The organism is Methylobacter sp. (genome assembly GCF_023227905.1).
Lineage (GTDB): Bacteria > Pseudomonadota > Gammaproteobacteria > Methylococcales > Methylomonadaceae > Methylobacter_A.
The window spans coordinates 50,415-73,698 of sequence record NZ_JALOCF010000002.1; the positions used below are offsets into that span (position 1 = coordinate 50,415).

Consider the following 23,284-nt stretch of genomic DNA (forward strand, 5'->3'; position numbering starts at 1 on the left):
ACTTTTAGGACAGTATCCATTGGATGCAGTTGCAAGCTATCCAGGGCTGCAAGCTATCCAGGGCTGGATCACAACCTGTCGGGTAAACAAGCATGGTAAACGTAAGCGACACCTTAGCCTTAAGCCGTTTCATGGATGCGCAGCAAAATACCTATGACAGCGCCCTCGCAGAGTTAAGAAGTGGCCGGAAACGCACGCACTGGATGTGGTATATTTTCCCGCAAATTGATGGCTTAGGGCACAGCGCAACATCAAGACACTACGCCATTAAGAGCCTGGAAGAAGCTCGACAATACCTGAATCACCCTGTTCTTGGAAAAAGACTGCTGGAATGCGCGGAAACCGTTTTTGCCGTTGAAGGCCGGTCAGTTTCGGAAATATTTGGTTACCCTGATGACCTAAAGTTTAAGTCCTCCATGACGCTGTTTGCCTGTGTCGCGGCCCCGCACTCCGTTTTTTTATCTGTCCTTGATAAATATTTTAGTGGGGAGAGGGATACATTGACGCTCCAGTTACTAGAAAAACTTAAGGCAAATGAGCCAATCTAATCCTCGTACCGATTGCTGCCATTGATAATTGAAGTAAGGTATAAGCTTTCCAAACTGGAGGTTCATTTATCAAGGCTTGAAAAATGGCATGCAACGCGTATCAGCATGACTTAAACTCGACGGAGATTGCTATGAAACGCCAACATTATGTTATTCCGGCCTTGATGCTGTTGACAGGCGTTGCCTGGAGCGACGGGGACCGGGGCCACTATAGCTCTAATCCGTATGCTGGCTACGGCGGCAACTCTTACAGCCCAAACGCACCGCAGCTTTATGGCCGTCAAAGATATTACCCGGAGCCTTTTTATAGTCCCTATACTCCGAATACTACATTGCCCCCTTATAGGCATTACAACCATCCGCATTCCGCTTATTCGAACAGCACCCCGTACAGCTCACCGAATCCGTATAAGTTCAACAGCAATCCCTACGCTGGTGATTCAATCAACACTCCGTATAATGACAGCCCGTATAGGGCAAGAAATCCTTATAGAACTTACGGCAGCCCTTATACAGCCACTTACCCTTATGCGACAGACCCGCAGCAGCTCTATCACAGCCACGGAAGTTACCCAGGAACGCTTCGTGATCCGAATTCCGTATCGCCCCCCTATGGCCCCTACGGCAATCCATACTCTCCCGATTCATTCAATACTCCGTACGAAACCCGCAATCCCTATGAACGGTAATCAGCTGCTGCAACATAACGGGTCTAAAACATACGGCCAGCTTACGACTTAGCCCGGCTAATCACATAAACGCCAACCAGCACCAACGCAGTCCCGGCCAGCTGCGCCAATGTCAGCGCTTCGCCTAACAACAAAAACGCCAGCCCCAACGTAGCTATCGGCCCTGCTGAACTGACAATGGATGCCGAACCGGCGCCGATGCGCCTGATCCCGGCATTCATTAAAAAAGCCGGAAGCACAGTAGAGAAAATCGCCATGATCAGCGCCAGCCAATAAACATTGGCCGGCAGGCTCAACATTTCAGAGCCATGCTGAATCACGAAATGCAGGCCCGTTGCAAGACACGCTACCGTCATCGAGTAGGCGGTAAAACGCGTCGAACCGATCCGTTTAACCATCATGCCGCTGCCCATTAGAAAAAAGGCATACGCAACTGCGCTGCTCAAAACCAACGCCGAGCCTAACAACAGTCCCGATGAGGCTATGGACGCCATATTGTCGACAAACACCAAAATCATCCCGGTATAGCTTAAAGCCAGCGCAAGCGCTTGATGACGGTTAATGGCCCGGCGTTGCAACGCCGCCGTGAACAAAACGACCATGGTCGGGTAGAGAAATAAAATCAAGCGCTCAAGGCTTGCCGAGATATATTGCAGCCCCGCAAAGTCGAGGAAGCTGGCAATGTAATAGCCCAACAGGCCCAAGCCGAAGATCATCAGCCAATCCTGCCCGCTTAGGCGTTGCGCATCGTTTATTCTTGCCGAATCGTTGGCCGACCATATCGCAACCACCAGAAAAAACGGCAAGGAGATCGCCATGCGCAACACCATCAGAGTGATCGCGTCCAGTTGATAACTGTATGTGTAGGCTAATTTGACCAGTACCGCCTTGGCTGAAAAGCCAAACGCGCCGAGTAAAACAAATAAATAGCCGAAAATAACCTGCTGATTGTTTTGCGATATAACGGGTTCGGGTTGATGCACAAACTTCTCCTTAACATGGAAAAACTGCGAATCTTGCCGGAAAGACGACTAAAGTAACTGGGAGACAAGACCCGCAGTTGCTTTAGTAAAAATGGGATTAATGAACCAAAAAAACAGCACTGCGGCAAAAGCTAATAATCTTTCGCAGCCATCGTGTGTTGAGTTTTAGGGATAAAATCATGTGGTTCATGGTTTGTATTCTATGAATACAGTTGTGCGATGTCAATTTATGCTGAAGTTTTCAAATTTTGTTTAATGTACTATTTGCCTTTTAAAACAAACTCAAACCTGACAGGAAGAATACACATGGATCATCAATTCGCCGAGTCTTTTGCCGCCGACTGGATCGCTTCGTGGAACGCCCACGACTTGAACAGAATTCTATCCCACTACGCCGACGACTTTGAAATGTCGTCGCCGATGATTAGTCAAATCGCCAACGAACCCGCCGGCACGCTCCAGGGAAAAACCGCCGTGAGCGCCTATTGGGCTCAAGCGCTGCAGCTTATTCCCGACTTGCATTTCGAGTTACTATCAACTCTGATCGGCGTAAACAGCATCACGCTTTACTACAAAAGCGCCAACAACCGCCTCGCAGCCGAAGTCTTGCATTTTAGCGCCGATCAAAAAGTCATTCGGGCATTTGCTCACTACGCTTTGTGATAGTTACTATGGACATTCCCGGTTGTACGCTATCAATTTCCATTGCGTGATAAAATCAAGTTCAGCCAACAAGGAGTTCAAAACCATGAATCACATTGCCATAAAAATGCTGATGGGAGACCGAGGCAAATATCTCGGTATTGTCATGGGGCTGACCTTTGCATCCTTAATCATGACTCAGCAACCGGCGATCTTTCTGGGGCTGATGTCGCGCTCTTACAGTTTTATCACCGATGTCGGCTTGCCCGACATCTGGGTGATGGACGAGAAAGTGCAGTTCGTCGATGACATCAAGCCCTTGCAGGATACCGAACTTTACCGGGTGCGCGGCATTTCCGGCGTGCAATGGGCCATGCCGATGTACAAGGGATTATTAAAAGCGCGGCTTGCCGACGGCACTTTTCAAACCTGTATTGTTGTGGGATTGGACGACGCCACTTTAATCGGCGGCCCGCCGGTCATGCTTGAAGGCAAGCTTGATGATTTGCGCCGTAGCGACGGGGTTATCGTCGATATAGACGGCGCCCAGGACAAACTGGGCAAGCCATCGCCAACCCCAGGCGGCAAGCTCATTCCCATTAAAGTCGGCGACAGCCTGGAATTAAACGATCAGCGCGCTATCGTTGTCGGCATCGCCAAAGTTACCCGCACTTTCCAGTCCCAACCCGTGGTCTACACCACGTATTCGCGCGCCAAGAACTATGCGCCCAAAGAGCGCAAGTTGTTATCTTTCGTTCTGGTTAAAGCCAAGCCGGGGCAAGACCTTGCCGTCTTGACCCGACGCATCCGCGCAACTACTGGTTTGGCGGCTTATACGAGCGAGGAATTTAAGTCTCTTACTTATGAATATTTTATGCGCAATACCGGCATCCCGATCAACTTCGGTATTTCGGTACTGTTGGGTTTTATCGTCGGCGCGGCCATTGCAGGCCAGACTTTCTACAATTTCACGTTGGAGAACCTGCGCCAATTCGGCGTGCTGAAAGCGATGGGCACCAGCAACTGGACCTTGCTGCGCATGATCTTGTTACAGGCTGTTTTGGTCGGCACCATTGGTTACGGTTTAGGCGTGGGTTTGACCGCCTTGTTCGGCTATTCGATGCGTAATTCGATACTGGCATTCAAGTTTCCGTGGCAACTGCTGATGTTTAGCGGCGCGGGAGTCAGCCTGATTTGTGTCTTTGCGGCCCTGGTCAGCATCATTAAAGTGATCCGTTTGGAACCGGCTATCGTATTTAAAGGCTAACGCATGGATTCGTCATCATTGGCAGTACGCTGTCAAAATGTGATCAAGATTTACGACACCGGTGGACAAAAAGTAACCGCACTGAACGGCGTCAACCTGGATATTGCCATGGGCGAACTGATGATGCTGGTAGGTCCCTCCGGCTGCGGTAAAACCACGCTGATTTCAGTCATCGCCGGCATACTCGACCAGGATGAAGGCTGCTGCGAAGTGTTCGGCGAGGATTTACTGAACATGAGCGGCCAAAGCAAGCTGAATTTCAGGGCGCGTAACATCGGTTTTGTTTTTCAGGCCTTCAACCTGTTACCTGCGCTGAACGCGGCGGAAAACGTGTCGCTACCGCTGATCATCAACGGCATGAAACGCCCCGAGGCTGAGCGCAAAGCCATCGCCGTGCTGGAGCAGGTAGGCTTGGGAGCGCGGGTAACGGCATTACCCTCGGAACTTTCCGGCGGACAGCAGCAGCGTGTCGCCATTGCCCGGGCGCTGGTGCATAGCCCGAGATTGATCGTTTGCGACGAGCCCACCAGCTCATTGGACCATGAAACCGGGCATAATGTGATGACCTTGCTTAAGGATGTCGCTTTACATAAAGATCGGGCGCTGGTCATCGTTACCCATGACGCCCGGATTTTCAGTTTCGCCGACCGCATTGCCAAAATGGACGACGGGCATATTATTGAGGTGAAAGATGAAAACTGAACGGGAAATTACCATTTGGAGTACAGGCTCCGCCTGCCAGCGCAAGCCCCAAAAGTAGGCGCTTGAGGCGAAGCTTGCACTCCCGCCGCAATTTTGTAAGAACAATGCATTACTCTAAAACTTCCCACAGAAGGTGATATGCAAGTTAAATACACATTACCTGCACTGGCGGCAGCCGGATTCCTCTTTGCCGCTTATACGGTCGTCAGCAGCAACAAGCCGATACCGGTTGCTCCGGCCGTTGCCGCACCCGCCTCCGCGCCGTTTAAATCGTTTATTGCCGGATCGGGCATTGTCGAGGCAAAAAGCCGGAACATCGCCATCGGCACGCCGTTGTCAGAAATTGTCAAGACTGTAGCCGTCAAAGTCGGCGATAAAGTCAAAGCCGGAGCGCCGCTGTTTTATCTGGACGACCGCAATACCCGAGCCGAACTGGCCGTTAAGATCGCCGATCTTGCCAAAGCCCGGGCCGGCGTTAACGAAGCCAACGCCTCACTCAAAGATGCCCGTTCGTTGAGCGATTTGGCGGAAGCCGTAACCGACCGGCGCGCCATCAGCTCTGAAGAACTGCTTAGAAGACATAATGCCCTGCTCATCAGCACGGCCAAACTGGACAGCGCCAAAGCGCTGGTGCAGCAGGCCGAAGCCGCATTGGCAACCACGCAAACCACGCTGGCCCGCCTCGTCGTGCAAGCGCCGGTAGATGGCGAAGTGCTGCAAATCAACATCCGGCCGGGCGAGTTCGCCCAGGCCGGAGCCTTGGACACACCGTTGCTGTTGCTGGGCAACATGGACCAGCTGCATGTCCGGGTAGACATCGATGAGAACGATGCCTGGCGCTTCGACAAAAACAGTAAGGCTGTGGCTTTCCTGCGCGGCAACCGGGACTTCCAGACCGATCTGGTTCCGGCTTATGTAGAGCCCTACGTGGTGCCCAAAAAATCGCTGACCGGCGACAGCACCGAGCAGGTTGATACGCGCGTATTGCAGGCGCTGTACAGCTTTGACCGGAATCAGCTGCCCGTCTATGTGGGCCAGCAGATGGATGTGTTCATTGAAGCCAAGGATTATGCAGGTGATGGCGGTTCACCGTTATGAGCCATCGCCCGTTTGCGCTTTTTGCCGCACTGCTGCTGTCCGGCTGCCCTGCCGTCGGCCCCGACTATAAACCGCCGCAAATGCCTGTTCCCCGGCAATGGAGCGAAACGACTGCGGCTACAGGTCCCCGCGCAGAGCAGCCGGACCAATGGTGGAAGAGCTTTAATGATCCGGTTCTCGACAAGCTGATCAGCGACGCGATCGCCTCCAACCTGGATTTAAAGCTGGCCCTGGAGCGAGTCAAGGACGCCCGCGCATTGCGCTCCGCGACCATTGCCGCAGGCTTGCCCAGCGTGGACGCCAAGAGCAATGTCAGCCGGCGTTTCAATAACACCTCCTCACCGGCGTCCCAAACCGGCACCTCTTCTGTCGGCGGCGGTTTTGGTATCGGCAACCAGTTCATCAACATCTTCCAGCTGGGCTTTGATGCCCAATGGGAGCTGGATTTTTTCGGCGGCGTCAGACGTGCAATAGAAGCCGCCGATGCCACGATTGAGGTCGAACAGGAAAACAGCCGGGATGTACTGGTTACCTTGCAAGGAGAGATCGCCCGCAACTACATCGAGCTGCGCGCCAATCAACGGCTGGTCGCAATAACCCGTGAAAATTTGCATGCGCAACAAGAAACCCAAGAGCTGACGCAAATTCGGCAACAATCAGGACTTGCCAGCATGCTGGAAGTGACGCAGTCGCAAGCCCTGGCTGCCACGACCGAGGCGCAGCTGCCGAATTACGAATCGGCTGCTAAGCAGTCGATTCACGCACTCGGCGTGTTGCTCGGCAGAGAACCCGGTGCTCTGGCTGTTCGCCTTGACCAGCAAGGCGCCATCCCAACCGTTGCCGCTAATGTAATAACCAACCTCCCCTCAGAGCTATTGCAACGCAGGCCGGACATCCGCCGCGCCGAACGGCAACTGGCCGTCGCCAACGCATCCGTCGGCGTCGCGACTGCTGAGTTGTACCCGAAAATCAACCTGGCCGCGTTCATCGGCCTGCAAAACACGACCATCACCGACTTCACCCCGATCGGCAAATCATGGTCGGCAGCCGGCTCATTAACCATGCCGATCTTCAACTGGGGAAAATTGAACGCCAATATCAGAAGCAAAAAAGCGCAATACGAACAAACTTTCCTGACTTATCAGTCCACCGTGCTGTTGGCTTTTAAGGAAGTGGAAGACGCACTGGTTGCCTACCGTAAAGAACAGGAACGCCGCAAAGCCTTGGCAAAAGCCGTAGAAGCCAACCAGCTGGCGGTTCAATTAGCCAACGAGCGCTATCAAAAAGGCCTGACCTCGTTTCTGGACGTATTAACCAGCCAAGCGGCGCTTTACCAAGCCCAGAGCAGTCTGGTCACCAGCGAATCCCAGCTTGCCAGCAACCTGATTGCGCTATACAAGTCGCTGGGCGGCGGCTGGCAAACCGAGGCTACTTTAGGTGATGTTAAAAAACAGCCTAACGATCACGCTCCCTCATTATTCATCCATTAAGTTCCTCAATGAGTTTGCTGCGTAGCGGTGATCTTGCCCCGGTCTAGCGGACACTCGGCTAAGAGAGTAATCTCTAAAACCGAGGTAAATAATGAAATCCCAAAAAGAATCAACTACCACAGCTGTTCGCAACAAATATACATCACAGTTCAAAGAGCAGGCATTGGAACGCGCTGACAAGGACGGTGTCCCCAAGGTGGCCCAAGATTTAGGACTTGCCGAATCACTGGTGTATTCATGGCGAGCAAAGCGTCGTCAAACTGGCCAGCCCTTCGAAGATCAAAAACTTCAGCAGGCAGAAATGGCTCGCCTGAAGCGAGAAAATGCCCGCCTGGAAAAGGCTGGTTGTATTTGGCGGTTGTGCTTGAGCTTTATTCGCGCCGAGTGATGGGTTGGGCAATCGCCGAACGGATGACGGCATCGTTGGTTTGTGATGCCCTGGTAATGGCGTTATAGCGTCAGCGCATGCCGAAAGGCATGATTGTTCATTCTGATCGAGGCAGCCAGTATTGCTCAGCCGCCTACCAAAGGCTTTTCGACAAGCATCAATTGATCTGTAGTATGAGCAAGAAAGGTGATTGTTATGATAACGCGGCCATGGAAAGCTGGAACCATAGTTTTAAAGTTGAAGCTGTTCATGGCGAGCGGTTTTTAACTCGATCCGATGCAAAGTATCAAGTGTTTGAATAGTTTGAGGTGTATTACAATCGCAAAAGGCTTCACTCCAAATTGGGCTATCTCAGCCCAGAAGCGTTTGAGGCCAAAATAGTCTCTTTGCAAAGTGTCCAGAAAATCGGGGCAAGATCACTGCGCTTTTCTGTCGTGTGCGTGCCTAACATCAGTTAATTAAATTGATGATGCATCTTTAGAGTACATCGTTTCGGTCACGTCTTTACCTATTCCACGGTAGCCGGTAAAACGGCCGGAAGAATCGAACATTGGTTCCCCGCTTACCATTAAATATTGTTTGGAACCGTCGGGATTGGTCCTGCTGTAGACAAAGTCAAGGAAGGGGCGCCTGGCAGACAGATTCGCTTCAAGTATCTTGCGCTCGGTTACATTCCATCTCGCGCCCTGGTCATCCCGAGTATTGTCCAGCGCATCATCAACCTGGATTCCGAGCATTTCAAGCACCGGACCGAAAATCTTGGTGAAATGCCCGTCCTCATCCTGCTCCCAATACCAATCCGACGACAGCTCAGTCAGTCGGCGAAAACGTGCTTCGCTTTCGCGTAGTTCGGCGGTCCGTTCGAGCACCGTTTGTTCCAGTACCTTGCTGTAGTTCTCAAGTTTTCTATATAGCAGCCGCACTTCCAGCAGGTTATGGATACGCGTCCGTACTTCAACCAGATCGAACGGTTTGCTGACAAAATCTTTCGCGCCGACAGCTAGCGCTCGCAGCTTGTGGCTCGGCTGGGCGGTAATCACCAGGACCGGAAGATAGCCTTCGGTTTCGATGTCCTTAAGACCTTCCATCACTTGGAAACCATCCATATCGGGCATCTGCAGATCGAGCAGGATCAGGTCGTAGCGATTTTTGCGATGCAGCTCGCAAACCGCATAAGGATCTATTGTCGAGGTAACGCGGAGATAACCGATATCCCGCAACATTACTTCAAGCAATTGAACATTGGATTGCTGATCGTCAACGATCAGAATGCCGGCGTTAAGAATATCTTGTTCGCTAATCATTGTAGGGGACCGGTTTCATTGGCATGGGGCAATTTCGTTTCAGAAAATTCCAGGGCATCGTCCAACGCGCTGATGAATTCATTGATTTTTATGGGTTTGGTGAGGTACCGGAAGAATCCTGCCGCCAGTCCCTTCTCAATATCGCGGAACATGGCGTTGGCACTGAGGGCTATGACCGGGATATGCGCAATTGCAGGGTCTTGGCGCAGAATTTTGAGTGCTTGGATACCGCTGATACCGGGCAGATTGATGTCCATCAGGATCACATCCGGGAGATGGGTACGGGCCATCGCAATACCGAGATAGCCATCGCGGGCACTGAGCATACGGATATGGGGGTGAGCCTCAATGATTTGCTCGACCAGCATCAGGTTGGCCGGATTGTCTTCGACATAGAGCAGCGTACGCACCGCCGGATTGCCCTGAGATTGCGGCGCCAGTTCCGCAGCCGGAGTGTGTCCTGCGGCCAGTTGCGGTGTGACGTCCTTGATTAGGTCAATCCAGAACTCGCTTCCGACATCGACCGTGCTTTTGACACCGATCGCGCCGCCCATCAGTTCGATTAGCTGCTTGGTGACCACCAGGCCGATGCCTGTACCTTCCTCGGCGCCTGTCTCTTGCCCGAGACGATTGAACGGCTGAAACAGCTGCAACAGCTTTTCCGGAGACAATCCGGCACCGCTGTCTTTGACGCTGATACGTAGACGCTCCGGATTGCTCTCGGTGCACTGCACCTCGACCGTTCCATGCTCGCGGTTGTATTTGATCGCATTAGTCAGCAAGTTGATCAGGACCTGTTTGACCCGGGTTCGATCAGCGTTGGCAAACCAGTGGTGGTCGAAGGGCAGAAAGCTCAGGGTGATGCCACGCTGTTGCGCCTGCGGCTCAACCATGGCTTGGCATTCTTGGATGACCTCGATCAGCGACACGGCTTCCCGCGATAGCGACAGCTTACCGGACTCGATCACCGCAAGATCGAGGATCTCGTTAATCAGGTCCAGCAGATACCAGCCGGCTTTGATAATCTGTTGTAACCTTAAAATCTGGGCGGCCGTTGGCGGCGGATTACCAACCTCCAGCAGTTGGGCGAAGCCGAGAATGGCATTGAGTGGGGTGCGCAACTCATGGCTCATACTGGAAAGAAAATCCGATTTGGCGAGATTGGCCTTCTCCGCCAAAGACTTTGCGCTCTCCAGTTCGGCGTTTTTTTCTTTCAGCACCTGATCCAGACGATTACGCTCGGTGATGTCGCGCGCAGAGGCAAATACGCCTTGCAAAGTTCTATCTCGGTCATAGAAGGTGGTCGCATTGTAGGAGACCACCGTTTCCTTACCGTCTCGGGCTCGCACGGTGAGCTCGTAGTTGGTGACCTTTTTTTCACTTAACACCAGCTTGATGCTCGCTTCGGCCCGTTCCGGATCGGTAAAATAATCCTTAAACGCTGCGCCAATTAATTCGTCACGCTGGCAACCGGTAAGCGTCATCATTTGCTTGTTGACATCCGTGATGATGCCGGACGGATCGGTAGTCATGATCGCGTCGATGTTGGACTCTATCAATGAACGCGTATAGAACTGCTGGTCCCGTAGACGCTGATCGAGCAACGTCTGCTCCGCTTCTATCTGCTTGCGTGTGGTGTTATCGGTGCCGATCAGCAGGTAGCCGATAATTGCTTTTTGAGCATCGCGCAGTGCAGTGACTGACACGACCGCCGGGAACCGACTGCCATCTTTACGGATATAGGTCAGTTCGTAGATGTCTTCGATGCCACGCGAGGCCTTAAACGCCAAGGCTTCGAAGCCCGGCGAAATCGACGTGGATAACTCATCGCTCAGCGCTTTGGCACGCGAAATTACTTCCTGCGGATCGGAAATATCGGCTGGCGTGATCTTGTTCAGCACATCGGCGGCTGCGTAGCCCAACATGCGTTCCGCGCCGACGTTGAAGATCTGGATGACGCCCTTTGCGTCGGTGGCGATGCTTGAGAAGTTGGCGCTGTTGAAAATGGCATTCTGCAAAGCGCCCGCCTTGAGTAGCGCCTCTTCCGCCAGTTTGCGCGCGGTGTTATCACGTAAAATACCGGTAAAGTAACGCTGCCCGCCCAGCCGCATCTCGCTTACCGCTATTTCCATAGGGAAAATGCTGCCGTCCTTGCGTTGGCCCACGACCTCGCGTCCAAGGCCGATGGCACGGGCCTCATCGCTTGCGCTGTAGTACTCAAGAGAACCATTGCGCTGATCCCTATCAAGCTCGGGTATCAGCAGGCTGAAATTTTGTCCGATAAGCTCTGCGGCGGTATAGCCAAACATTTGCTCAGCGGCTGGGTTAACAGTCTCGATAATACCGCCACGGGCATGCAGAGTGATAATGCCGTCCACCACGGTATTCAGAACTGTTTGGATCAACGCGGCGCTGTCGCTCAGGGCCTGCTGTACTGCATATTCTTTGGTGACATCGCGGAACACCAGCACCGCGCCGATCACCCGACCGTCGCGGTCGCGAATCGGTGCGCAACTATCGGCAATATCGCACTCGTTACCATCGCGTGCAATCAGTACGGTATGGTTGGCCAAGCCTTGTATTGTGCCATGCGCCAAGGTTTCCATTACCGGGATGGTGGCAGGTTGACGCGTTTCCTTGTTGATGATGTTAAAAATCTCGTCCACCGGACGACCGATAGCGTCAACCTGCGTCCAACCGGTAAGCTGTTCGGCAAGAGGATTCAAGAGTGTAACTCGCGCTTCGGCATCTGTGGCTATCACGGCATCACCGATGGAGTTTAGCGTAACGGCGAGCTTTTCCTCGCTGACCTGCAAGGTAACGTTGGCTTGTAGCAGTTGTTTATTCGTCTCCTCCTGAATATCAAGCAAATGCTGTGTTTCAAGATTAAATAAACGCTTGATCCGCTGTTGTGTTTCCAGATAAAAAACATAGGCGAACAAAAGTACAACCAGCAGCATAAACAAGCTGGAAGTAACAATAAGAGCAAATAAATGGCGCATGTTCGATTGGAACTCTACATCATGCTGCGCCAACGCAGCTTCTTGTATCTGGACGAAGTTACGCATCTCGCTACGCACTGAATCCATCAAATGCTTGCCCTGACCGCCACCTACCTCCGCCAGTGCGGCAGTCATATCATGATGGCGTCGCGACTCAATGACATGCGCCATTTGCGCCAGTTTGTCCGCCACCAAGGGAGCCAATGCGTCCAGATGTTTCCGGGCAGCACTGTCTAAAGTAAGTTCATGTAATGCTTCCAGATTGCCACTGATGCTATCGCGTACCGCCAAGTACGGTTCCAGAAATGCCTCGTCACCGGTCAGCGAATAGCCGCGCTGACCGGTCTCGGCATCTGTCAATTCAGACAGCAGAGCGTTCGCGCGAATAATTAAAGAGTAGGTATATTTCCGAGCTTCGCCGGCTTTTCCTATTTGGTTGAAGGCCCAGAACGATGCGGCCACCAGTGCAATCAGTAGCCCCGCGCCAACAAGTGAAGCAAAAACTCTATAAGTCGCTTTCAAGGAAGATTCACCAACGCCGTGCCGGCGTCGTAGTTGATATTAGTGGGGTCGAGATCGATTGTTCGAACATGGTTTACCTTTATGTAAATCGTATAATGATCTGGAGACGGATCGCGCCATGGTTGTCATATCGGTTTTTATCGTGCCACTCAACCTATATAACTTATACGCTAATCCTGACACAAACATACAGTTCATTAATTTTAGTGTCCGGGATCGACTCAGCTCTATGATTAATCGGAATGGCTGTTGACGGTTTTTGCGTCGCAAAGCAAGCGTTGGAACTCTTTCTTGACTACGTTGTAACACTCGCAAGAGCGGGACTCCAATCCCAACCGGTCAAGTACCGTGATGTGGCCACGGCGGTAACTGATCAAACCGGAGCGCTGCAAATTCCCGGCTGCTTCGGTGATGCCTTCCCTGCGCACGCCGAGCATGCAGGCAATCAATTCCTGCGTCATGGTCAATTCATGCGAGGGCAATCGATCGAGCGTTAACAATAGCCAGCGACACAACTGCTGCTCTACCGAATGATGTCGATTGCAGACCGCAGTTTGGGATATTTGTGTCATTAATGCCTGGGTGTAACGCAACATCAAACGCATCATCGGTCCAATGCGATTGAATTCTTCCATCATCAAATGTCCTTCCAGTCGGTAACCATAGCCTCCGGTCTGCACGGTGGCCAAGCTGGGAGTGGTATTGCCGCCCATGAACAGCGAAATCCCGAGTATACCCTCATTGCCTACGCCTGCGACTTCGGCCGATGCGCCATTCTCCATAACATAGTGCAGGGACACGATAGCGGTCGTCGGAAAATAAACGTAGAGCAATTGCTCGCCTGACTCATAAAGGACTTCACCGAGCGGCATCAAGGTCAGTTCCAGATGCGGGGAGAGTCGTTCGAATATTTCCGCAGACAAAGCGGCGAGTAGATGGTTTTGATGGGGGGTATGCTGAGCGGCGGTGAGTGCGACCATTTTTTTGTCTCTGGAGCAAATGAGCAATAGGGCGAAAATCAAAAAAACAGCGAATAAGGTAAGACTTTAAAAGCGTACATTGTCCAATTCCTTTATAACACAATAACCCAAGTAGAGTAGCTAAGGTTTAGGACCTTGAACTTGAATGACTTATAAAAGAAAGGTCAGTTTATTCATCCAGAATTTTAAAAGCCGATGCGCTTTTGGCGCAGTGCGGGTTTAGCTTCCCGGCTTTACTAAGAGTCTCACTATAGCCAGAAACTTCGGCTTTTAGATAATACTGACAGCTTTGTAGACTGCCAGCACTCACCGCAAAATCGGCTTATCGGACCAAGCTTGAAAAAATCAATAATGCATGTATCGGGAGTTCTCTGGCGATAGCCGATAAGCCGTATCTCTTAGTTTAGAAATGGTAATGCGCACCCAAGCCAATGTACTCCACTTTTTCTTTATAAAACTGCCCACTTGGAGAGTAGCCGTTATAATATTCCGCAAGAATCTGAAGTTTCCGTCCTAAGACCTGTAAATTTTCAAACTCGACGCCTGCTCTGGCCGATACATCGGTACTCCAATTATTTTCTTCGTAATTCTTGATGTCGGCTGCAACGATAGGACGCATTGATGCAAAATCTATGCGCCAAGGGCTTCGAAACTCAATACCGTATTGTGCCGACCATGTCTTAAGCTCCGAAGGTTCTTTATGGAACAGACCGCCTCCGCCGCCATATACACGCACGCCATAAGGAAGCTCATAAGAGAGTTTTAAATCCACGCCTTCGTAGCTGAGGTTCACACGCTCGAATTTGGTATTAACTTTGCGCAGCAGAAATTCATCACCAAGATGCGAGCTTTGATGATAAAGACGAGCAAATGCTGAAAACCGATCGGCCCGCATACTTGAATAGGCTGATACTATAAAGTCGGTGTTGAGAAGATCAGATGATGAGGCCCCCAGATTGAAGTCACTAAAAACGCCCGCTTGAAGTCCTGCCTCCCATTGCACAGCAGAATTTCCGAAGTTACTGCGATAAAACGGTATCGTTTCACCGAAGCTAACCGAGGCTATATCTCTTCCATCAAAATTTTTACTTTGGTAATTGCGGTAAGCGGCCGAAAAATGAGCCCAACGGGTATCTGCCAATAAGGGCTTGAATAGATGCCCCTTTGGCAGAAGTCCTGTTGATAATAAGGTTGATTCAGCTTCATCACCGGAAATTTGGGCAGCATTTGAAGTCGAGGCCGTGGGTTGTCCGCCTGTGGTTTCCGCTGTCTTCACCGTATTAACGCCAGGGATTTCCCATAATAACTGTACCGCTTTGGCGCGGTCGGCAGCTGTCAGATCGCCTACCGGTAAAGTAATTACGCCATCCCGTACTATTAATGGCGGCACATCAAGCTTTAGATCATGCTTTAATACGCCAGCGGCATAACCGGCGATATACGCGTCATCGGAATTAGCGGCAAGAGCAAAAGATGCAGGCATCAGCATAACGCCAAGAACAGCTATACATCGCAAATGAGCCATCATTTGCTGGGGCTTGCATTTACAACCAAATCAACTTCAACCGATTTCACATGTTTCTGGCTGTTGACTACTTCCATCGCCCTGCCGATGCTTGGCTCGGAATCAACCTTACCGCTCAACTTCACCACGCCTTTGGCTGTGGTCACGTCGATATGGGATGCGCTAAGCAAGGGTTCATTCAAAATTGCCGCCTTAACTGCTGTCGTAATCACTGAGTCATCAATGTATTCACCAGCTGTTTCAGCTTTATTGATTACCGATTTCTTTGCGCCTTCAAGTTCTTGTCCTGCTTTTTCAGTTGCCTGATCAATTTTTTTTCCAGCCTTCTCTAACGCGCCTTTAGAGGCGTCAGTCGATTCATTGATATATTCTCCAGCTTTGTCCGCTTTCTGATCCAATAATTCTTTTGCCTCTTTAATTTTTTGATCGGCCCTTGCCGTCGCTAGATCATACTTTTGCTCAGCATTTTCAGCCGCACTATCAATTTTTTTGCCTGCCTTTTCTGCCGCGCCATCTTGCTGGCAACCCGCCAATCCAAAAGTAGCTGATAAACAGATAACCACAAAAACTCTATCTGCTAAACTCTGTTGCCTATTTTCATTTGTTGTTTTCAAGGGATATTCCTTTGTGCTGTGTTTTTAAAATGCGTCAAGTGACATAGCTAGAGTGATAACCCGTTGAGAGGAAACGTCAGAGGGAAAAAACATCTTGATTTGAATCAGGCGCAGTGAGTGGAAAACTCAAGTCCATTTTAGCGACAAGTTCAGGCTCGGTCTGTACGTTACCCCACATAAGGTCTGTGAAGTTGACGGATATTTGAACCTACACTTTTGAGAGAAATAAATGGTCTGGCTTCAACATTAATAAGAGACTAGTTAACATAAAAAAACCCGCTTACAAGGCGGGTTTTTTATTTAAAGAATTAAGAAAATTCCGACCAATTTTTCAGTCTTAGAACATCATTAATCTTCGATCCAGATCAACTCAACACGGCGGTTTTCAGATTTGCCTTCTTCCGTGCTGTTAGCAGCAATAGGCTGGGTTTCGCCGAAGCCTTTTGCCATCATTTTATTGGTAACACCTTTCATTTTAAGATAATCGACAACCGATTGCGCACGTCGCTGCGACAATTTCATATTATAGTTATCGGAACCTTCGCTGCTGGTGTGGCCCTGAACTTCAATATCATTTTTCTGAGGATGAGAAACAAGACTTTGTGCAACATCATCAAGAATAGTCTGGGCATTCAACGTTAACTCCGCTGAATCATATTTAAAGTTTTGACCTTTAAGTACAAGCCTGACCGGGCATCCGCTATTGTTAATCTTGCTGCCTTTGATAGTTCCAGGGCAGCGATCCAGGCAGTCGTTAACGCCGTCGGAATCTTCATCAACGGCAGAACAATTAACAGGAGCAACCGCAGCAACTGCAATTGGCTCATGCGGCTTTTCCACGGGTTTCGGCTTGTCACCGAACGGAATGACAAAACCAACGTTAACCGTCATATCATGAAATTCGTCAGTACCGGGCTGTACCTGAGCATTGAGATTATTATTGTAGCGGTAGCGCACGTCACTGCGGAGTAAGAAGTTGTCGTGAAGCTCATAAGTAAAACCTGCACCGGCTTCGCCAATAAAGCCAGCCCCGCAATTTGCGGAAGCACAGCTGTTCATACCACCAGCCCCGATAACCGCATAAGGCGAGAATTTATCGCGAACAAAATAATACTGTAAATCAGCAGTGCCGCCGGCCAGACTCCAGGGACCGTTAGCGCCGCCGAATTCTTCATAAAACCCTTTCAACTCGACATTGAAATGTTTATCGAGCATCTTGCCGATGCCCATACCGCCACCCCAGCCGTCACTTGAATTCCGGTCGCCACCGGTTCTGACAAATGAACCGAAAGGTGCTATATACCAACGAGTATCCTGCACTTGACTGCTGTAACGATCATTCTCATGGGCTTGATCTGCGGCCTGCGCCAACGGCAGAAAACCTATGCTGGCCAATGAGGCAATGGCAAGTAAGCTGTTTTTCAGCGCACTAGCTTCCTTTCTATATTCATTTTTATTTTTCATGCGTATTATTCCTTAAGGGATTGGTCTAGCTATTTTGTTTCAATTTAGATTACCCTAAACAATGATAATACTAATGTCTTTTGTTAAGAAAGCACTTTAACTATAGACTATAATAACTGATGTTGCTTATAAAATATCATATGTAGTTCAACCGCAACATTTGCTGCTCTTCTTTAAGGTACCCCACATAGCAGTTAAACACCCTATAGCATCAGCCTCGCGATATGCATCCAGAAGCTACTGCCTTACTGAACCTTGAATACGCCGACTCTCCGCCCACTTACCTTCCTCGTCATATAAAACTATTCAGATTCGGGATGAAGCTCTATCAACATATTACATTTTCTTTGCGTGTCCTTGGTAACATCCTGAACATATTCCCGCAGTGCCCCTCGTTCTTTTCCACTCTTTCCAAAGTATTACAAACCATCAACCAACCCATATGGCCCGGCATCAGTACCAAAACAAAATTTTTCGAGCTAGAGTCATTCTCTAGAAGTCGTTAAGAAAGCTCTTGCAAGTCCATCCTTAATTTGTCGGAAACCACCAGCTGATCATGTGGCTTTTTGCTAATCGTCAGAATCAGTTGCTCAACACCATTTTTTACTGTGCATCCTAATGCGATAAGGCTCTGGATTAACCAGAGCTTTGTGAGCTATATCGTATGTTTTAATTGCATTCCGCAGCCGCTAACGCTTCCTGCTTGTAAAAAGCAAGAGTCCACCCCCAGCCAGTATCGTTCCCACACCGACCCAAACCGGGACATAAACCGTCTGTGTATCCTTAACCGAGAGTTCCAACGGGCCTAACTTGGCTTCCTGAGTTTCCCGTGTATACGTGAAACTACCATAAACCAGTCCCAAAATGCCCGCTATGATTAGCACGATTGCCATGATCTTGACTACATTCATCTTATCTTCCTATTTATGGGGACCTCTAAAAATTGCTTTTTTAAAATTCCCTCTCTTGTAAAAATCAATGACTTACATAGGGCAATATGTCGAATTTTTGAATTATTAGGGATTCCTAATAGTCGTCACACCTTACTTACAGTGCTGCCTAAACGCTACAGGACACGTCGGCCTTGAATGATACGTAACAGGATCACAATAATTGCAACAACTAAAAGAATGTGAATGAACCCACCCAATGTATACGAGGAAACCAATCCTCCTATCCAAAGAATAACTAAGACGATCGCTAAAGTTTCAAGCATTGGTGCTTCCTTGTAAGAGGTCATCAGTTGATGACAGTATATAAGCTACAGATAAATACGTGAGTACTCGAAGGTCAAAAGCGATAATTGCCCATTAACCGACGAGTTTCATGTTCATCTCTTGTGAAAACAATATTTGTGGATATCTCGCGTTACCGGAATGGAACTGACCAGCTTGTCTGAACCCGACTGCGCGACTCAGCACCGCCCGTTTCAGTTGTCGTCGTTAATAGCCTCTTTGAGATCACCTAAAACAGACTGGGCTTTACCTACGTTTTTTCTGATATTTCCTTCTATCTGCATACTTTTGTCATCCAGTATCACGCCGGCAGCTTCTTCGATTTTACCTTTAACTTCTTCGGCTTGACCTTTTATTTGATCTTTGTTCATGAGTGTTTCCTTATTGTTAATTTTATGATGACCCTTGCGCGGAAAAACATCATTTCCGAACAAAAATCATTATATGCCCAAGGCTGAACACAGTCGGTGCGGTAACGCACATATGAATATCGCAAAGCTAAGAAGCTGTTTGGAAATTCATTTTTCGCCCATAAGGTATCAATTTTGATCACGAAATGAATAGTATGAGCCCTTGCCGACAGAAGTGCTGCGCTGCCGACACAATGAGCAACCGGGCGGTGCAATGTTCAACGTTTAGGTTCTGTTGACATTTGTTAGTTCATCCCAACTTCTGTGAATTTTTGGTGGGAAGCATGCCAAATAGAGCAGAACTGAGCGATGAAGAATGGCAAACATTTTACAGTTTATTGTTAGTGAACCCCTACGTTCATACCGATTCGGAAGAAAACTGTAGACGTTTTCTCAACGCGGTTCTCTGGATATTACGTAGCGGTACACAGTGGCGGCTATTGCCCGCTTCACTGGGCAAATGGAACTCGGTGTTTAAACGCTTCTCCCGATGGTGCGAACAGGGTGTATGGCAAAGCCTGCACAAGGGGTGTAGCCAACATCCCGATTTGCAACAGGTGTTGATTGACAGCACCATTACTCGAGCCCATGCCTGTGCAGCAGGGGCTGCCGGAAGTAGGGCTGAAGCTGAAGCGTTGGGGCGGTCAAAAGGCGGTTTCACCACCAAGATCCACGCCATTACCTATGGTTTGGGCAATCCGTTGGATTTTATCTTGACTGGCGGACAGGCCAGTGATGTTGGACAGGCTGAGGCCTTGTTGCAGCTTACCCCAGCAGGAGCGGCCGCGCTACTGGGGGACAAGGGCTATGACAGTGATCCGTTTATCCAAGCCATCCAGGACAGGGAGATGCAAGCGGTTATTCCACCTCGAAACAACTGGCTTGCACCGCGTGACTGTGACTGGTTTGTCTATAAAGAACGTCACTTGATTGAGTGCTTCTTCGGTAAAATTAAACATTACCGGCGAGTCTTTTCGCGATTTGAAAAACGGGCCAGAAATTACATGGGATTTATCCGGTTCGTTTCAGCGCTCATTTGGTTGAGATGAAATGTCAACAGAACCTAGCAATCACATAATGAGGACAAGAAACATTTGGGAATTTTTTGCGGAACGTGCCAACAAAACATTCTCTGGAAAACTACAATTTTCCCTCTAAATCCTAACCCATACCTAACCAAAACAAAAATTAAAAACAAATGCATCACGTAAGCGCTTGATTTTATGGAGCCAATGACGGGAGTCGAACCCGTGACCTACTGATTACGAATCACATAATTAAATCATAACATATTGTTTTTGTTAACATATAATAGCAATATTTTGCGTGACTCTGCATCACAAATCATGACGAATCACAACCGGAACACGCAAAATTCACGCAAAAACACGCAGAGTATTGAGTCCGTTAAGGTGGAGTAAACAGCCCATCCTCCCGATCAAGCATCACCCGACCTACGGGTTATAAAAAACAAAGGTATTGTTCGGTATTGGTTCATTTCAGTGTCTGGCTGCAGTAAAACCGAAAAATGTCGCTTACGCCTGTTAATCAGCGTCCAAATTTTCCAGTATTAGCGTTGGTAATACCGACCATTAAATGAGTTATATTTAAATTAAGAACAATAAGATGCAAATTTCTACAGGTAAGTCTGGATACTGTTTTTTAAAACGAACTGGCAAAGTTTGGAAGCTGATTACCACTGTTAAACCTTTCTTATCGCCAACTGGCGATAAGACAAATCAGAAGCATGTATCTCCCCTATTTGGATAATTGCTGTAACGGATTCTAGCGATCAACAATTCTACGGTTAGTTCATTCATACGTGATGCAGTAAAGTTTAATAAAGAGTGCACACGTGTTGTCCTTAACGCATTTTTCTGTTCATCACTTGCATACACAACCACTCAGTAATTGATCGATTGACATGCGTGTTTTCGCGTGAATTTTACGCAAATTTGAAAACTGTAAATCCTGGGTCGCACTCATTATCCAGGGTTTACTACCTTGGGTTTGAGGGCGTTTTTTAAACACACCTTCTAAGGAAAATGTATGTCTAGAACCTATCAAACCCAGGTGATCAATCAGTTGGTCGTATTTTTTAAAGAGTACGAAACCATTCAGGGTCTCGGCTTGGTCAGTATGCCAACCGGCAGCGGCAAAACCTATACAGCCATGCTGGCCATAAGGCACTTCATCGAAGAGCATCCCGAAAACAAAGTGATATGGATTGCGCCCGAAAAAGAATTGCTGGCTCAAGCCCACAACACCTATAAAAAGGTATTCGGTAGCATAGATGGATTGAGATGGATCGGCGCAAAACACGCTAAGCTCAGGCATTTGAACTCCGACATGAATGGCCAGTTGTTCTTGGTGACCACGCAATCCTGGCATAATCCGCGTAATCGAGCCCCGATTGAGCAATACCGCAAGCGCATGCTGGTAGTTTGTGACGAGGCTCATTGGGGAGTAAACGCAAGGATGTTTGCGACAATAGCCCAGTTTTGCAGAGAAGGTACCGCCGGTGTTCCTATGGTCGGCTTAACGGCCACGCCACGAATTCCTCAGCAGATTCCACATACGCTGATCTCTAACATCTCGTTTGCGGCTTTGGTTCATACTGGCTACTTGGCACAGCCTTATATCCATAAGATACCGACGGGGGTGCAATGGAATCCGATTTTTGATTCGCGTAATCAGCTTTCTCAAGCAAGCTTGCGTGAGCTAAATACCGTAGCGCGGAACAAGATTATCGTAAAAACCGTACGTGCCGTATTGCGAGATCCAAAGCGGAAGGGGATTTTGTTCGCTATTGATGTCGCCCATGCTGAGCAGTTGTATAGCCGGCTCGCATCTCGGGTTTTGACCAGCGTGGTGCACGGCAAACGCAAGGACAATGATGCCATGATTGAGTGCTACCGAAATGGGCATACCCAGTTGTTGATCCTGGTAGACAAGCTCACCATGGGATTCGATGTGCCCGCCATCACCGATGTGTTCTTGGCTCGCCCATGCGATAGCGAAGTACGTATCGCCCAAATGGCGGGCCGAGGAGCACGCATCATACCCGGCAAGAAAGATCGCTTTCATGTATACGACTTCTTCGATGTCATTGATGCATCAAAGGCGCAGAAGATCTTCCATAGCTTGGATTACTTTGCTGATGCCGCAGTCATCCGACCGACTGCTCATCGATACCCCGAGCAGCCGAACTCGATCTTGTTGGATGAGCGCTTTAGTCATTTCGCCGGATTGTCCATCATTGAGAATATGACCTTTGGTGTAGAACTGGAGATTACAAGTCCGAATGAGGTACCCCTCTTCGGAACACAACAATGGAATAAGGGTGCAGAGCTGTTGATTCGAACCCTTAGCGTAGCGATTGGCCCAGAGCAAGTCTATCAAAAGGGGCTTAATTACCATCAAAGTGCCCGAGTCGGGGCAAACACGCTCTGGCGAGTTGAAAGCGACAGTTCGGCAGGCTGGGAAGTGATTTCTCCAATCCTGTGTGGCGTGGACGATGTGCTGCAATTGATTAAGGTTTGCGCTGCACTGGAAGCGTGCATCGACGATTACCATGACCTGTTTCATATCAACACTCGGTGCGGTTTCCACCTGACACTGGCGACAGACTTGAAGACTCGTGCCAAAAGGCAACGCATGATTGCTCGGTTGTCTCGGTTAGAACCCGGATTGTTTACCTTAGTTGCTCCGTCAAGATTACATCCCATCGACGAGACGACTAGCCAATATCAGCGGGGCCAGTATAACTGGTATTGCATGCCAATTTCAGTCAATCAGTCTGCGCTGCAAAGAATGGTGGACTTTTCTCTGGCCTTTGACGAAGAAGATGATGAGTTTTCGCGCTATCAGAGCTTCAACTTTACCCAGTTTGAGCATGGAGCGCATCTGATCGAAGTCCGCATGCATAACGGTACGGTCAATGAGAATAACATCATTCCTTGGATTTCATTATGGATGGCGATCACCACAAAATGCCAACGCTCGGGATCTATGGAGTTTAACCAAGCAGGTTTGTTCAAGCCAACAACCCCAGCCAGCTCAGAAGATATTCTGGCATTATTGGATAACGAAGGCATTCCTATTGAACCACGGTTACGTACGTTTCTGTTTAACCGAAGAAAGCAATTATCATGGCGCTGGCGTAGAGTATTGCCAAACAAGTGCGAACAGTGGGACGATGCGAGCTTTTATGAGGAGAGCCAATATAATGTGTAGGAGGAGCTAGGGTACTTTATTGTTAGTTCTTTAGAGCGTTAAGGGTTGAGCCAGTCGCTGACATGGAAAGCGGCATTGGTTCAATCCGGTATAAGTCGCTAAAACCTATGGTGATATATAACGCCAAAGCGTCTCGTCGCTAGCATAAGCAACAAAATGGCGATTGCGTCGGCAGACTTGGTGGA

General features: G+C 49.2%; 20 protein-coding genes and 1 pseudogene. 11 read left to right on the forward strand and 10 right to left on the reverse strand.

What is annotated here, in order from left to right; translation table 11 throughout:
* Positions 1-92 precede the first annotated feature (92 nt).
* Together M0R47_RS01030 and M0R47_RS01035 are read left to right on the forward strand one after the other, a co-directional pair.
* On the forward strand, positions 93-548 hold the full coding sequence (locus M0R47_RS01030; RefSeq protein WP_292549111.1) for a DUF1810 domain-containing protein: 456 nt from the start codon (positions 93-95) through the stop codon (positions 546-548).
* Between the two features lie 131 nt (positions 549-679).
* The gene (locus M0R47_RS01035) at positions 680-1,237 is read left to right on the forward strand and encodes a hypothetical protein (RefSeq protein ID WP_292549113.1); all 558 of its coding nucleotides are present in this window, start codon (positions 680-682) and stop codon (positions 1,235-1,237) included.
* 41 nt (positions 1,238-1,278) lie between these two features.
* On the opposite strand, the gene M0R47_RS01040 is transcribed toward M0R47_RS01035, so the two are convergent.
* On the reverse strand, positions 1,279-2,220 hold the full coding sequence (locus tag M0R47_RS01040) for a DMT family transporter (protein ID WP_292549115.1): 942 nt from the start codon (positions 2,218-2,220) through the stop codon (positions 1,279-1,281).
* Between the two features lie 306 nt (positions 2,221-2,526).
* On the opposite strand from M0R47_RS01040, the gene M0R47_RS01045 reads away from it, so the two are divergent.
* The 7 genes and pseudogenes from M0R47_RS01045 to M0R47_RS01075 form a co-directional block, all read left to right on the forward strand.
* The gene (locus tag M0R47_RS01045; RefSeq protein WP_292549116.1) at positions 2,527-2,883 is read left to right on the forward strand and encodes a nuclear transport factor 2 family protein; all 357 of its coding nucleotides are present in this window, start codon (positions 2,527-2,529) and stop codon (positions 2,881-2,883) included.
* Positions 2,884-2,968: 85 nt separating this feature from the next.
* Complete coding sequence (locus M0R47_RS01050) at positions 2,969-4,129, forward strand: ABC transporter permease (RefSeq protein WP_292549118.1); 1,161 nt, start codon at positions 2,969-2,971, stop codon at positions 4,127-4,129.
* A 3-nt stretch (positions 4,130-4,132) separates the two neighbouring features.
* Positions 4,133-4,831 (forward strand): ABC transporter ATP-binding protein, encoded by a 699-nt coding sequence (locus M0R47_RS01055; protein WP_292549120.1) that lies wholly within the window; start codon positions 4,133-4,135, stop codon positions 4,829-4,831.
* 138 nt (positions 4,832-4,969) lie between these two features.
* The gene (locus tag M0R47_RS01060; protein WP_292549122.1) at positions 4,970-5,929 is read left to right on the forward strand and encodes an HlyD family efflux transporter periplasmic adaptor subunit; all 960 of its coding nucleotides are present in this window, start codon (positions 4,970-4,972) and stop codon (positions 5,927-5,929) included.
* Positions 5,926-7,419 (forward strand): efflux transporter outer membrane subunit, encoded by a 1,494-nt coding sequence (locus tag M0R47_RS01065; protein WP_292549124.1) that lies wholly within the window; start codon positions 5,926-5,928, stop codon positions 7,417-7,419. The genes M0R47_RS01060 and M0R47_RS01065 overlap by 4 nt, the downstream gene beginning before the upstream one ends.
* Positions 7,420-7,510: 91 nt before the next feature.
* Positions 7,511-7,807 (forward strand): transposase, encoded by a 297-nt coding sequence (locus M0R47_RS01070; protein ID WP_292549126.1) that lies wholly within the window; start codon positions 7,511-7,513, stop codon positions 7,805-7,807.
* Positions 7,756-8,193: pseudogene (locus M0R47_RS01075) on the forward strand (IS3 family transposase); the annotation flags it as partial. The gene M0R47_RS01070 and the pseudogene M0R47_RS01075, both read left to right, overlap by 52 nt.
* A gap of 72 nt (positions 8,194-8,265) precedes the next feature.
* Here the strand turns inward: M0R47_RS01075 and M0R47_RS01080 are convergent.
* The 9 genes from M0R47_RS01080 to M0R47_RS01120 form a co-directional block, all read right to left on the reverse strand.
* Entirely contained in the window at positions 8,266-9,111 is an 846-nt protein-coding gene (locus tag M0R47_RS01080; protein ID WP_292549128.1) for a response regulator, read from the reverse strand.
* On the reverse strand, positions 9,108-12,635 hold the full coding sequence (locus M0R47_RS01085) for a PAS domain S-box protein (RefSeq protein ID WP_292549130.1): 3,528 nt from the start codon (positions 12,633-12,635) through the stop codon (positions 9,108-9,110). The genes M0R47_RS01080 and M0R47_RS01085 overlap by 4 nt, the downstream gene beginning before the upstream one ends.
* A 233-nt stretch (positions 12,636-12,868) precedes the next feature.
* On the reverse strand, positions 12,869-13,615 hold the full coding sequence (locus M0R47_RS01090) for a Crp/Fnr family transcriptional regulator (RefSeq protein WP_292549132.1): 747 nt from the start codon (positions 13,613-13,615) through the stop codon (positions 12,869-12,871).
* 403 nt (positions 13,616-14,018) lie between these two features.
* On the reverse strand, positions 14,019-15,143 hold the full coding sequence (locus M0R47_RS01095; protein ID WP_292549134.1) for a DUF1207 domain-containing protein: 1,125 nt from the start codon (positions 15,141-15,143) through the stop codon (positions 14,019-14,021).
* The gene (locus M0R47_RS01100) at positions 15,140-15,754 is read right to left on the reverse strand and encodes a BON domain-containing protein (RefSeq protein ID WP_292549136.1); all 615 of its coding nucleotides are present in this window, start codon (positions 15,752-15,754) and stop codon (positions 15,140-15,142) included. Before M0R47_RS01100 ends, M0R47_RS01095 begins: the two co-directional genes overlap by 4 nt.
* 348 nt (positions 15,755-16,102) lie before the next feature.
* Positions 16,103-17,218 carry an OmpA family protein gene (locus M0R47_RS01105; RefSeq protein ID WP_292549138.1) on the reverse strand — a complete coding sequence of 372 codons (1,116 nt, stop codon included), beginning with the start codon at positions 17,216-17,218 and terminating at the stop codon, positions 16,103-16,105.
* Positions 17,219-17,907: 689 nt separating this feature from the next.
* The gene (locus M0R47_RS01110) at positions 17,908-18,129 is read right to left on the reverse strand and encodes a hypothetical protein (protein WP_292549141.1); all 222 of its coding nucleotides are present in this window, start codon (positions 18,127-18,129) and stop codon (positions 17,908-17,910) included.
* 155 nt (positions 18,130-18,284) lie between these two features.
* On the reverse strand, positions 18,285-18,458 hold the full coding sequence (locus M0R47_RS01115) for a lmo0937 family membrane protein (protein ID WP_366513152.1): 174 nt from the start codon (positions 18,456-18,458) through the stop codon (positions 18,285-18,287).
* A 189-nt stretch (positions 18,459-18,647) separates the two neighbouring features.
* Entirely contained in the window at positions 18,648-18,824 is a 177-nt protein-coding gene (locus M0R47_RS01120) for a CsbD family protein (RefSeq protein ID WP_292549145.1), read from the reverse strand.
* A gap of 323 nt (positions 18,825-19,147) precedes the next feature.
* Here M0R47_RS01120 and M0R47_RS01125 point away from each other — a divergent pair, with 323 nt between their 5' ends.
* A complete protein-coding gene (locus tag M0R47_RS01125; protein WP_292549147.1) occupies positions 19,148-19,912 on the forward strand; it encodes an IS5 family transposase in 765 nt (254 codons plus the stop codon).
* Between the two features lie 1,000 nt (positions 19,913-20,912).
* Positions 20,913-23,099, forward strand: coding sequence for a DEAD/DEAH box helicase family protein (locus tag M0R47_RS01130; protein ID WP_292549149.1), 2,187 nt, complete (start codon positions 20,913-20,915; stop codon positions 23,097-23,099).
* Positions 23,100-23,284 lie beyond the last annotated feature (185 nt).